The sequence below is a fragment of the Glutamicibacter nicotianae genome, from assembly GCF_016907615.1.
GTDB classification, from domain to species: Bacteria; Actinomycetota; Actinomycetes; order Actinomycetales; family Micrococcaceae; genus Glutamicibacter; species Glutamicibacter nicotianae.
In genome coordinates this window covers 1,797,753-1,810,409 of record NZ_JAFBCH010000001.1, presented here as the reverse complement: position 1 = coordinate 1,810,409, position 12,657 = coordinate 1,797,753, and the positions used below count along the sequence as shown (strand labels likewise).

At 56.4% G+C, this 12,657-nt stretch carries 9 protein-coding genes; 4 read left to right on the top strand and 5 right to left on the bottom strand.

All coding sequences use genetic code 11. From position 1 onward, the window contains the following. Nucleotides 1-199 precede the first annotated feature (199 nt). A complete protein-coding gene (locus JOE62_RS08655) occupies nt 200-1,381 on the top strand; it encodes an MFS transporter (RefSeq protein ID WP_204721897.1) in 1,182 nt (393 codons plus the stop codon). A gap of 387 nt (nt 1,382-1,768) precedes the next feature. Then, entirely contained in the window at nt 1,769-3,727 is a 1,959-nt protein-coding gene (locus JOE62_RS08650) for a cell wall-binding repeat-containing protein (RefSeq protein ID WP_204721895.1), read from the top strand. A gap of 269 nt (nt 3,728-3,996) precedes the next feature. Here JOE62_RS08650 and smc read toward each other — a convergent pair whose 3' ends face one another. Continuing rightward, nucleotides 3,997-7,569: a chromosome segregation protein SMC gene (gene smc / locus JOE62_RS08645; RefSeq protein WP_204721893.1), complete on the bottom strand. Its 3,573-nt coding sequence runs from the start codon at nt 7,567-7,569 to the stop codon at nt 3,997-3,999. A gap of 149 nt (nt 7,570-7,718) precedes the next feature. Here smc and JOE62_RS08640 point away from each other — a divergent pair, with 149 nt between their 5' ends. Further along, on the top strand, nt 7,719-8,534 hold the full coding sequence (locus JOE62_RS08640) for a serine hydrolase domain-containing protein (RefSeq protein ID WP_204721891.1): 816 nt from the start codon (nt 7,719-7,721) through the stop codon (nt 8,532-8,534). Between the two features lie 26 nt (nt 8,535-8,560). Here the strand turns inward: JOE62_RS08640 and mutM are convergent, their stop codons facing one another. Genes mutM through JOE62_RS08620 form a run of 4 tightly spaced genes read right to left on the bottom strand, consistent with a single transcriptional unit; the run spans nt 8,561 to nt 10,972 of the window. Next, a complete protein-coding gene (gene mutM / locus JOE62_RS08635) occupies nt 8,561-9,490 on the bottom strand; it encodes a bifunctional DNA-formamidopyrimidine glycosylase/DNA-(apurinic or apyrimidinic site) lyase (protein ID WP_204721889.1) in 930 nt (309 codons plus the stop codon). A gap of 10 nt (nt 9,491-9,500) precedes the next feature. Further along, complete coding sequence (gene rnc, locus JOE62_RS08630; protein ID WP_204721887.1) at nt 9,501-10,199, bottom strand: ribonuclease III; 699 nt, start codon at nt 10,197-10,199, stop codon at nt 9,501-9,503. Between the two features lie 3 nt (nt 10,200-10,202). After that, nucleotides 10,203-10,406: a 50S ribosomal protein L32 gene (gene rpmF, locus JOE62_RS08625; RefSeq protein WP_013348816.1), complete on the bottom strand. Its 204-nt coding sequence runs from the start codon at nt 10,404-10,406 to the stop codon at nt 10,203-10,205. A gap of 2 nt (nt 10,407-10,408) precedes the next feature. After that, the gene (locus JOE62_RS08620; RefSeq protein WP_128470482.1) at nt 10,409-10,972 is read right to left on the bottom strand and encodes a YceD family protein; all 564 of its coding nucleotides are present in this window, start codon (nt 10,970-10,972) and stop codon (nt 10,409-10,411) included. A 384-nt stretch (nt 10,973-11,356) separates the two neighbouring features. Here JOE62_RS08620 and JOE62_RS08615 point away from each other — a divergent pair, with 384 nt between their 5' ends. Then, nucleotides 11,357-12,592, top strand: a complete 1,236-nt coding sequence (locus JOE62_RS08615) for a CDP-glycerol glycerophosphotransferase family protein (protein WP_204721885.1) — start codon at nt 11,357-11,359, stop codon at nt 12,590-12,592. Nucleotides 12,593-12,657 lie beyond the last annotated feature (65 nt).

Sequence of the window (12,657 nt, the reverse complement as noted above, 5' to 3'; positions counted from 1 at the left end):
AGGGATCATCTGGCGCTCAGCACCAGCGAAAGCGTATTTGGCATCCGGGGCTAGACTGGCTGGTGGGCTGATTTGCCCTACACGTCGTTCCAGAAAGGCTGACGGTTGCTGCCCGCTTGGCGGCAGAACCATCTTTCCAATAGTTATGGCATTGAAAACCACCCGTACATCCAGGCCCCCGATCCCACAGGAGATTGGCGTGCTGCTGGTAGCGGCTTTCATCATCGCCTTGGGTTTCGGGCTCATTGCCCCGATCCTGCCCCAGTATGCGGTGAGCTTTGATGTCGGCAATGCGGCTGCCACGATCATCGTCAGCATCTTTGCCTTTACCCGCTTGATTTTCGCACCGGTAGCCGGAGTATTGGTAGGCAAGCTGGGCGAGCCAAGAATCTACGTCACCGGTGTGCTGCTGGTGGCGGTATCCACGTTGCTCTGCGCGGTGGTGCAGGACTACACCCAGCTGTTGATTGCCCGCGGACTGGGCGGATTCGGCTCAACCATGTTCACCATTTCGGCCATGGCGCTGATTGCACGCCTGGCTCCGGAAAAATCCCGCGGACGCATCTCCGGCTTGTACGCCGGCTCCTTCCTCTTGGGCAATGTCTTTGGCCCTGTTCTTGGAACACTGCTTGCCCCGCTGGGCATGCGTGTTCCCTTCCTGATCTACGGAACAGCCCTGGTGATTGCCGCGGGAGTGGTCTACATGGCGTTGGGCCGCCGCCGTGAACTGGATACGGATGCCGCCAACCCGCGCTCGCGGAAAACGGATATCGAGGTAGTGACCACGCGCGAGGCGCTGGCCTCCCCCGCCTATCGGGCAGCGTTGTTCTCCGGGTTCAGCTACGGCTGGCTGGCCTTCGGCGTACGCAACAGCATGATTCCCCTCTTCGCCTTGGCCGTCTTCGGCCAAGCCATGGGCGCCACGGCTGCCGGGATTTCCATGACGGTGTTTGCCATCGGGAACGGTTGCGCGCTGATGTTCTCCGGCCGACTGACTGATAGCATTGGCCGCAAGATTCCTATTGTCCTCGGGATGAGCATCTTGCTCTTGTCCATTGGCGCCATGGGCTACTCGACGTCCTTGGTTGGCTTCATCGTCTTCTCAGTGCTGGCTGGTCTTGGCGGTGGGCTGCTTGGCCCCGCGCAGCAGGCGTCCGTGGCTGACGTGATTGGTTCCGGACGCAACGGCGGCAAGGCTCTGGCCGGTTTCCAGATGTGCACGGATCTCGGTTCCATTATCGGTCCGCTGTTGGCCGGTGCCATGGCAGATACGATCAGCTTCCAATTGGCATTCAATATTTCGGCAGTAGTTGGCCTGGTCGGGGTGATTGCGTGGCTTCTGGTTCCAAAAACCATAAAGCCGGTGAAATTGACTGAATAGGCAACTTCGTTTCCACTGTTTTTCAGGCTGAATATTAATTCCCGGAATCTTGCCGGAAAACATCGGGTAGATATACTGACAAAGGCTTTTGCCATGTCACTTGCACTCAATTTTTCAGGGGAATCCATGCCGGCACTCCGGTCACGACGATCCAAAGCCCTATCCATTGCGGTCGTAGCCGCACTTTCCATCCCGCTTTCTGCGGGTCCGGGTTTCGCTGCACCAGCGGAAGAACCCTCCGCTCAATCAAGCCAATCTCCTACTCCCACGGCCATCGCGACAGACACGCCGGAACTATCTTCGACGGCATCTGATGCGCCGGAGCTGACCGGGACCGGCGACAAGGTTGCTGAGTCCACGGCGCCAACGCAGAGCACATCTGCTGCCGTGGCCACGCCGGCTGCTGAGGAAATCTCCACGGCGCTGTCCAAGGGTGAGGAACTTTCCAACAAGGAGCGGGTGAAGCTGGCCGACAAGGCGCTGGCCGAACTGGAGTTGGAGCACCTCGATGCCCAGCTGGGGCAAGGTGCCAAGCGAATTGCGGAAACTGGAGACGCTACCGTCCCCACCGTGGCCGAGCTGGCGGATCTCGCGCAGCTGGCCTCGGATGATGCTGCCGCTTCCATTCCCTTCGATGTCGGTGCGCCCGCTTCCCTGGATGAGCTGCGCACTTGGCGTCCGCCGGGCACCCTCGGAATCGATGTTTCCCGCCATCAAGGCACTGTGAACTGGTCCACCGCCAAGGCCAACGGAGCACGCTTCGCCTACATCAAGGCCACCCAGTCATGGCCTTCGTCCTTGTACAAGGACCCGAAGTTCAGCCAGAACTACATCAACTCGCGCAATGCCGGCCTGATCCGCGGTGCGTACCATTTCGCCATGCCTGCCCATTCGTCCGGCGCTGCACAGGCCAAGGAATTCATGGCCAATGGCGGCGGTTGGACCAACGACGGGTACACCATGCCGCCGTTGCTGGATATCGAGTGGAACCCGTATAGCAAGACCGCTTACCCTCAGGGCAAGGGCGATATGTGCTACGGCATGTCTCCTTCGGCAATGGTCGCGTGGATCAAGGACTTCGGCAACACCGTCAAGGCCAAGACCGGCCGCCTGCCGATGATCTACACCGCCCAGTCTTGGTGGGACGAATGCACGGGTGATTCCGTGGCCTTCAAGTCCTGGCCACTGCATGTGTCCATTTTCCCGACCTCTGACGTCGCGAAGAATCCCCGGGAGCTTCCCGAAGGCTGGACCACCTTCAACGTCTGGCAGTATTCTTCCAACTCCAACATGCTGGGCTCGACCAATAACGTGGATGCCAACGTGTGGAACGGCGACCTGACTTCATTGCGCGACTTCGCGAAGAACCGCCGCAGCACCGCCTACAAGTTGACCACCAGCTACTTCGGCAACATGGATGTGTGGCCGACCCGCTTGGGCCCAACACGGATGTCTGGTGCCAACCGCTACGGAACTCCTGTTGCGATCTCCAAACGCACCTTCCCCTATGGCGCGAAGACTGTTGTTGTCGCTTCCGGTGAGCACTTCGCTGATGCGCTGTCGGTCACGTCGCTGGCCAACCGCCACAACGCTCCTTTGCTGTTGACCAAGCAGGCGTACCTGCCCAGCGAGGTGGCTGCGGAAATCAAACGCCTGAATCCTTCGCGCATCATTATTGCAGGTGGCCCGACCGCAGTCAGCAGCAAGACGTTCACTCAATTGAAGAAGTACGCACCGGTATCGCGTGAAGCGGGAAGCACCCGTTACGGAACCAGCGCCGAGATCGCTACGAATTGGTCCTCTGCGAAGAATGTGTTTGTCGCCTCGGGACGTTCGTTCCCTGATGCCCTGTCCATGGCGGCAGTCGCGGCGGACCGCGAGGCTCCGTTGCTGTTGAGCAGCAAGAAGTACGTCCCGAGCGCCATCTTGAAACAGCTGAAGCGCTTGAATCCTTCCACCGTGTATTTGGCCGGCGGACCACTGGCGGTTTCCAAGACTGCGGAAAACCAGATCCGCAAGGCGGTTCCGAATGCCCGCATCGCCCGCTATGGCGGCGCAACGCGATATGACACCAGTGCTGTCATCGCCAAGGCCTTCTGGCCCAATGGTTCACAGCGACAGTTCATTGCCAACGGCAAGAACTTCCCTGACGGGCTCAGCGGTGCTGTTGCAGCAGGCTATAACGGAGCGCCAATGCTGCTGGCCAAGAAGACCTGCCTGCCGAAATCAATCGGCTCGGCACTGACCAGCATGGAAGGCTGGACCAACGTCCTCATCGGCGGACCGCTGGCTCTTGATTCAACAGTTGCTTACCGGAATGACGGAAAGCTCAATACGTGCTCGTAGGCATGGCGAATTAGCCGTTGCACAGTAAAGAAGCTCGTAGTTGCCGCTAGTGGCAACTACGAGCTTCTTTGCTTTGTATGATGTCGGCGATCGGATCGAAGCCAGCCGGGCGGTTCCGTAAGCCGACGGGCTGGCTCGCTTGGCAAGCATCTTTGCTGATAAATCCGGTGGCCGCTGCATGATTGATACAAACCTGAAGATTCGGGCTTTGCTACACCTTCACCCATTTTGATTCGTTTGCCTGGCGTATCCCCGCCCTGCCGCAAGAGCTACGAAGTTACAACTCGATCCATCTTCTGGCTGATGACCGTGGAAACTCCGTCTCCGCGCATGGTGACACCGTACAGCGCATCAGCCACTTCCATGGTCTTTTTCTGGTGGGTAATCACGATCAGCTGGGAGGACTCGCGCAGCTCCTCAAAGATCGTGATCAAGCGCCCCAAGTTCATATCGTCCAAGGCAGCCTCGACCTCGTCCATTACATAGAAGGGAGATGGCCGGGCCTTGAAGATGGCGACCAGCAAGGCGACGGCAGTCAGCGAACGCTCGCCACCGGAGAGCAGCGAGAGCCGCTTGATCTTCTTGCCGGCTGGACGCGCTTCCACCTCGATGCCCGTGGTGAGCATATTTTCGGGATCGGTAAGCACGAGCTGGCCTTCGCCGCCCGGGAACAGGCGGTCGAAGATCCGCTTGAACTGCACGGCTGTGTCGTTGTAGGCCTCGGTGAACACTCGTTCGACGTGGGAATCAACGTCAGCAATGATCTGCTGCAAATCCCCGCGGGACTTCTTCAAATCCTCTAGCTGGCCTGACAGGAATTTATGGCGCTCTTCCAAAGCGGCGAATTCTTCAAGTGCCAGCGGGTTGACCTTGCCCAGGGCCGCTAGGTCGCGTTCTGCTTTCTTCAGCCGCTTTTCCTGCTCCACGCGATCATAGGCTCGGGTGCCGACAGGGTTCCCGTCTTCGTCAACGCTCTGCCGAAGCGCACCCCACTTGTCGTCTTCATCTACAGCTTCCGGAATCAGCTGGTCTGGACCATAGTTGGCAATCAGATGATCGGGGGTGAATCCCAGTTCTTCCAGTGCCTTGGTCTCAAGGTTCTCAATACGCATCCGCAGTTCGGCACGGGCCATCTCGTCGCGATGCACGGCATCTGCAAGCCGGGCGAGCTCTGCGGAGAGCTGTTCCGCTTCCCTGCGCTGGCTACCCAGCATGGTTTCGAGTCCGGTTTTCTTGCCGTCGAGTTCCTCGCGTTCTTGGCCAGCCATGGATGCCGATACTTCTATGAAACGCAGGACGCGTTCAGCGGCTTGCTCAATGCGGTTCGCATTGGCGGCCTGGGCCTTGCGCTGTTCAGCACGTCGGGCGGCGACTTCACGGTGATTTCGCTCGGCGGCCGCAGTGCGGCGCAACCCCTCGATGCGTGAGCGCAACGCAGAAACGCGCTCTTCGCTGCTGCGCAAGGCCAGACGAGCTTCCAATTCCTGCTGGCGTGCGGCGGCCGCGGCATCGGCCAGTGCTGCCCGGGCCGCGTCGTCCACGGTTTCTTCGTTTTGATCGGTCGAAGCAAGTTCCATGCGCTCAGTAATCTCTTCCAGAGATTCCTGCTCAATTTCCAGCTTCTCAAGCGTTGCTTCGAGCTTTTCTTCCAACGCGGATTTATCCGATTGCGCGCTCCGCAGCTTCTGCCCGAGACGTGCCAGATACGACGACAGTTCATCAATTGTCGCGTCTGATTCCGTTAAAGCGGACAAGGCGTCTTCGCGCTGTTGCTGGGCGACGGAAAGCTCTGGACCTCGTTGGGCCAGTCTTTGTTCAACTGATGAAAGTTCTTCTTGGCACTGGGATAGTTCGTTCTCCGTCTGTTCTACCAACGCCTGTTGAGCGATCAGGGAAGCGCCCGCTGAATCTCCCACAGAGCTGCGTAATGCGGAAACAGTTATGCCGTCCAAGGTGGTGAGCAAAGCCGACGGGTGCTGCGCCAATACTGCCGGCGCTTGGCTCATCTCCTCAATGATGTAGTGGCCATCGAAAAGCTGATCAAGCAAACTGTCCAAAGCGCTATCGGCAGCGACAACTTCACGAGCGCTGACGGCGTTAGCCACGCCAGCCGCAGTAGCAACCTCTGAAGACAGCTCTGCGTGCAGGAAAATCTGGCTGGCGGCTTGCTGTTGCACGTCTTCGATGAGTTCCAGCGCGTTGCCAAGGTTCTTGGCTACCAATGCTTCGGCGTTCTCACGCAATATCGCGGCGATGGCCTGTTCGTATCCGGGGTTGACCGTAATCAGCTCGCCCAAACGCCCCAGGACCTTGCCAGCAGCTGAACGAAGAAGGTGAACGGACTGATCATCTGGTTTTGAGTTCAGCTTCAGGGCATCAAGGCGTGCGCGCAGTCCTGAAACACGCACAGATAGTTCACGTTCCCGCTGGCTATCGGCGTTGTGTGCTTCTGACAAAGCTGAATGTTCTTGATCCGCACTCTCGAAATCCAGATTCAGCTGCGCTTCGCCAGCTAGCTGTTTTTCAAGATCGGTGGCGACTTCGGCGTGAGAGCGCGAATCCAATTCAAGATCCGAGTCGAAGGAACGGATACTTTCCTGAAGGCGAGATATCTCAGCCCGAGTTACATCGACACGGCTACGTGCGGAAGCCACCTGGGAGGCTAGCCGGGACATCCCCTCGCGGCGATCCGCTGCGGCACGAAGCATGGCAGCCATTCGTTGTTGTTCAGCCCGCGAGGCTTCCTCTGCCTGCTCCCTGGATTCAACGGCTTCAGCCTGGATCTCATGGCGGTCTTCAAGAGCTTCTTCCAGTTCCTCAAGTTCTGAGCTCATTCGCTCAGCTTGGGCTTCCAACCGCTCAGGATCACGGCTGGAATCGAAATGGGTTTCGTTGCTCTCCAGCAATTTCGCTCGTTCACGAGCCAACGCGGCCAGCGAACGGTACCTTTCTGCTTGGGTACTCAGCGCAACCCATGTTTCCTGAATCTGCCCAAGACGCGGGGTGATGGTTTCCATCTGGGAAGCGAGTTCTTCGATGTGCTTCTTGATGCGTTCCAGGCGTGCAGCAGCCTCTTCTTGCTGGGCTTGGATCTTCGATTCGTCATCAATATCTTGTGCCAGCTTGTTATTCAGCGTGACCAAATCATCAGCAAGCAGGCGGGACTTTGCATCCCGAACGTCGAGCTGAACCGTCTGCGCGCGGCGAGCAATTTTCGCCTGCCGTCCCAACGGGGCCAATTGGCGCCGCACCTCAGCGCTCAAATCCTCAAGGCGATCCAGGTTTCCCTGCATTGCCTGCAGCTTACGCAGAGTTTTCTCTTTGCGCCGACGGTGCTTGAGCACGCCGGCCGCCTCTTCAATGAAGCCACGCCGGTCTTCGGCTGTTGCGTGCAGAATGCGGTCCAGCTGCCCCTGCCCGACAATCACATGCATTTCCCGCCCCAGGCCGGAGTCCGAGAGCAGCTCTTGAATGTCCAGTAGACGACACGAGCTTCCATTAATTGCGTATTCGGATCCGCCGGTACGGAATAAGGTGCGGGAGATAGTGACTTCTGCATAGTCGATGGGAAGCTGGCCATCTGCGTTATCGATGGTCAAGGAAACGTGGGCACGTCCAAGCGGTGGGCGACCCGACGTGCCGGCGAAGATCACGTCTTCCATCTTGCCGCCGCGAAGTGTCTTGGCACCCTGCTCCCCCATGACCCAAGACAGCGCATCCACCACATTGGATTTGCCCGAGCCGTTAGGCCCGACAACTGCTGTGACACCGGGTTCGAATTCAAAGGTGGTCGCCGACGCAAAAGACTTGAATCCGCGAACGGTGAGAGTCTTGAGATGCACGGCGTGAAGTTCCTAAGTTTGGGTCGAATGGCTAAAGTTGGGTTGGACATCCAAACCCAATCCTTGTGGCAATTCTAGCGAAGCACGGTAGGGATTTTCTGGTTGTGCTCGCAAAATCCAAGAACGAAAATCGAGGGATAGATCATTCTATGAGCATTCTGACGCAGATTGACCAGTGGCCTAGTGACAATGCGGTTTCCATGGTAGTCAACGGCAACGGGGCAATCATTGACCAGCACGGTGATACTGCACGCGTTTATCCCTTGGCCTCAGTGACGAAATTGCTCAGTGCCTACACGTTCTTGGTAGCGCTAGAAGAAGAAGCCATCACCCTCGAAGACCCTGCAGGGCCAGAGGGTTCCACGGTGCACCACCTCTTGGCGCATACAGCCGGCTATGACTTCGATTCCGAAACGATCCGCTTTGCCGTAGGGACCAAACGCGGCTACTCGAATTTCGGATTCGAGAAGCTCGGAGAGCATTTGGAGCAACAGACTGGAATCAGCATGTCCCAGTACGCACAAGAGGCTGTCTTCGCCCCCCTGGCCATGGCTAGCACTGAGATTGCCGGCAGCTGCGCGAAGGATGGGCGCTCCACTGCCGCGGACTTGGCAAAATTCGCGGCTGAGCTATTGAACCCAACTATCGTGGCGCAAGAAACATTACATGACGCAACGCGTGTTCATTTTGAGAACCTAGCTGGGATTCTGCCTGGCTATGGGCGTCAGAATCCGAATGACTGGGGACTCGGCTTTGAAATCCGATCATCCAAATCGCCACACTGGACAGGCGCAAGCCATCCGGCATCGACATTCGGGCACTTTGGTCAGTCTGGCACATTCCTCTGGGTGGATCCAGAACATCGTCTAGCCTGTGTGACGCTCACCGATAAGGACTTTGGACAGTGGGCCGTTGACGCTTGGGCACCATTCAATGAACAGGTGCTCAATTCTCAGACTGCCTAGCCTGATATAAGTTCTCGATGCGCCAGCTAGCGTCGTGTGCGGCGTGGACGTGGTTGGCACACGGGACAGCTGTATGAGGAACGGCCCATAAACGGATCCCGCCGAATCAACGATTCTCGTCCGTTCTCCTCGCACCGCAAACAGACTTTGCCTTCACGCCCATAGGCGTTCAATGACCTGGCGAAATAACCGCTGGCACCGTTCACATTTACATAGAGAGAATCAAAGCTGGTACCGCCAGATGCAAGGGCGCGAGTCATCACATCAACCAGGGCATCGTTAAGGCGTTGAACCTCAGGACGCCTAATTGTTGCGGTACTGCGCAATCCGGACAGGCGTGCTTGCCATAGTGCCTCATCCGCATAGATGTTGCCGACGCCTGAAATGATCCCCTGGTCCAGAATGGCCCGCTTCAATTCTGTATTCTTTTTGCGAAGCGCGACGTACAGGTCCTCGGGATTGCGGTGAGGATCCATGACATCCCTGGCGATGTGCGCAGCCGCTAATGGGATCGATGGCTGTAGCGAACCTGCGCCCGCAGGCAACCCATCTGGTGTTGCTATGACAGGCGACAGGAACATTCCGCCGAAGATTCGCTGGTCGACGAAGCGCAGTTCGCGTGGGTAGCCGAATCTATTGCTCAATGATAGGCGTACTTTTAGATGCTTCTCATCGGGAGCGTCAGGCTCTTCAACAAGAAGTTGCCCGCTCATCCCCAGGTGAGCTACCAAGGCCGCCGGAGTAGGCAAGCCTTCCAAGTCCATCCAGAGGAACTTGCCCCGGCGAACAACAGAAGCAATGGAACAGCCGCTCAGGGTCTGTTCGAAATCTTCAACGCCATCGGTATGACGGCGGACAGAACGGGGGTCGAGCACCTGAACGGTTTGCACCGTTCGAGTGCGAACCCACTTGTCCAACCCTTCGCGGACGACTTCAACTTCTGGCAGTTCTGGCATGCGCTAAATGCTATCCCTTGGGTAGCTTCTCACCAGGATGCAGCATGAGCCAAGTCTTGTGTGCCGCTTCTTGCTCGGCTTCCTTCTTGGACGGCCCATGCCCCTCGCCGTACGTCTTGTCACCGATGAGGAGCTCCGCGAGGTAGGTTCGTGCATGGTCAGGACCGGAACCAGTGACCCGGTAGTGCATCTCGCCTAGCTTTTGGGAGGCTACTTCCTCCTGGATTACAGTTTTCCAGTCAGTGGTTGCGCCTAGCAGTCGAGGATCCTCCAGCAGCGGAGTCACGAAACGAAGTACAAATGAGCGGGCGGCTTCCATACCTTGTACCAGGTAGGTTGCTCCAAGGATGGCTTCCATGGTGTCTGCGAGAATGGATGACTTGTTTGAGCCTTTGGACTGCGCTTCACCACGACCCAGGAGCAAGTGCTCCCCCACTTCCAGATCACGGGCAATCATTGCCAAGGCGCGGGTGCTGACGATAGCCGCGCGCCGTTTCGCGAGATCGCCTTCTGGCAGAAACGGGAAAGTTGCGTATAGGTATTCTGCAACGCAGAAGCCAAGAATTGAATCACCCAGGAACTCGAGGCGTTCATTTGTTGGAATGCCACCGTTCTCATATGAATAGGAGCGGTGGGTGAATGCAAGACGAAACGTCTCGGAATCAATGTTGATTCCGAGACGCTTCATAAGTTCTTCTTTAGAAGACATGTCTTAGACGTCTGCGACCTTGCGACCCTTGTACTCAAGGAACAGTTCGGTACCAGCCGAGTCGGTGACAACCTTAGCCTGGTGAGGCAGGCTGTAGGTTACGCGACCGTTTTCAACGGTCTTCACCAGGTTCGGTGCGGTAGCCTTCCACTGAGAACGGCGGGCACGAGTATTCGCACGGGACATCTTCCGCTTTGGAACAGCCACGACTACTTCTCTTCTCTCTTGTCTGACGTTTTATCGTTTGTCGCATCCTCTGCGACAATGTCGGACAGCTGCGCTAGCGCTGCCCAACGTGGATCCAGGATCTCATGATCATGCTGGGGGTCATCGTTGAGGCTGATTCCGCATTCGCTGCAGAGCCCCAAGCAATCTTCCCGGCAAACCGGTTGGAACGGCAGGGCGGTAACCACTGCGCTCCTTAGTACCGGATCGATGTCAATCAAGTCACCGACCACCCAATACTGATCCATATCATCATCGTCTTCGAATTCTTCGCTCTCTTCATAGTAGAAGAGCTCTTGAATATCAGCCTCGAAATCGTACTCGATAGGCTCCAGGCATCGTCCACATTCCCCAGCAATCTGCGCTGTAGCGGTACCCGATACCAGAATTCCCTCATGCACGGCTTCAAAGCGAAGATCTAAGTCAAGCTCAGATCCTCCACGAATACCAATGAGTGCATTTCCCACATCCGTGGGCGCCGGAACCTGCTCCTTGAGAGTTTTCATCGAGCCAGGCGAACGGCCGAGCTCCCTGGTTGAAAAAACCAGAGGCGAGTTGCGATCGAGTTCGCCGTGTGGCGATCGATCAGAACGCTTTTCGCTAATGATGACTCCTATAGAAACATAGTCCGACATTTCATCTTAGCTTGCCGTGAGCCAAGTTCCCAAACCCAAACCAGTTTTCGGCCAGTGATTTGGAAGTTGCACTCATCACATCATATCTCAGCTTCTATCTTGGTCCGCATTGGCAACACGGTCTTCTAGGACGACAAACTTTACGGTAATTGATTCGCACCCTACCTGAACATATTTTGATGGTTAACTAAAAGTTTCCTAGGTTCAAAGACCTCCTTAAGCATGTCGACAGCCTCCTACGAAGTCCACGCCATATGATTATTCTTAGATCCAAAAATCAGTGGCGAAGGAACTTCCATGAAGGTACTCAAGACCTTGAACAATGCGGCGGCATACGCCGGTCAACGCCTTGTTGCGCGACAGCACCGCAAGTTCATCAACCGTCATGCCACCGAGCTCTTTTATGCGCCTAGCGGCGACGGCCGTTACCAGGTTGCCCTCTACTTTGCGGATCCCATGGTTAACGCTTATCAAATCCGCCAGTGGTACGAACCTTTGAAGCAATTGGCCAAACACGTACCAGTGGTCATCATTGCACGACTGCCTGAGTCCGCTTTGGCGATACGTGAGGAATGCGCCCTACCAGTCCATTACGCACCGACAATCGAAGACGTTGAAAAACTCGTTAACTCCCAAGATTTACGTGTTGTGTTTTACGTCAACCAGAATATTCGCAATTTCCAGATGATGCGCTTCAACGCACCAGACCACGTTTTCATCAGTCATGGTGAGAGCGAAAAGGCCTACATGTGGTCCAACCAGCTCAAAGCCTACGACTACGTCTTTTCCGCTGGACAGGCTGCGCGCGATCGCTTGGGCGTTCATCTGCACAACTTCGATTCAGAGCATCGTACCCGTCTAATCGGTCGACCACAGATCGACGTAAATTATTTGGCGCCATACTCGATCAACCACTCTTTGCCCACCGTACTTTACGCTCCAACGTGGGAAGGCGACCGGCCTTCGATGAATTACGGCTCGCTCATATCGCATGGGGAAGTGCTCATTGACGCGCTGATCAAAGACGGCGGATTCAACATAATCTTCCGCCCCCACCCGCGTTCTGGCATCAATTCTGCGCAATATGGACAAGCTGTGGAACGAGTTCGAAATAAGCTCAATTCAGCAAATTCGACAGCAACTGGTCGACTCCTGTTTGACGACACCACCCATTGGGGCTGGCAGTGGGCCCAATCTGATATTTGCATTACGGATATTTCTGCAGTTGCCTACGATTTTCTTGCAACTGGTAAACCGATGTTCGTTACCACTCCGGTTTCTGAGGAGGCGACTATCTCTAATTCCCCGGCTCTGAGCAAGGTGCCGTCCCTAGCAGCTGCACAGTCCGCTGATAGCCCTGCGTTGATTCGTTCAGCACTATTGGAAGAAAATGCTGGGTTCAAAGAAGTTGTCGAGTACTATTTCGGTGACGTTGCCAAGGGCGCCAGCATGCAGCGCTTTATTGATGAATCTCTGAACTTGCTCAACGGCCACGCGGAGGTTTCGCACTTCCCGGGCCGGCGCGCAGCCTAGGTGTTCGAATCCAACGAAGAGGTGTGTTGAAGAGTCATTGATTCTTCAACACACCTCTTTCCAGT

Bases quoted from the DNA above. Each gene is read 5' to 3' on its own strand.
- JOE62_RS08640 (WP_204721891.1), top strand. From the start codon at position 7,719: ATGAGCATTCTGACGCAGATTGACCAGTGGCCTAGTGACAATGCGGTT.
- mutM (WP_204721889.1), bottom strand. From the start codon at position 9,490: ATGCCAGAACTGCCAGAAGTTGAAGTCGTCCGCGAAGGGTTGGACAAG.
- rnc (WP_204721887.1), bottom strand. From the start codon at position 10,199: ATGTCTTCTAAAGAAGAACTTATGAAGCGTCTCGGAATCAACATTGAT.
- JOE62_RS08615 (WP_204721885.1), top strand. From the start codon at position 11,357: ATGAAGGTACTCAAGACCTTGAACAATGCGGCGGCATACGCCGGTCAA.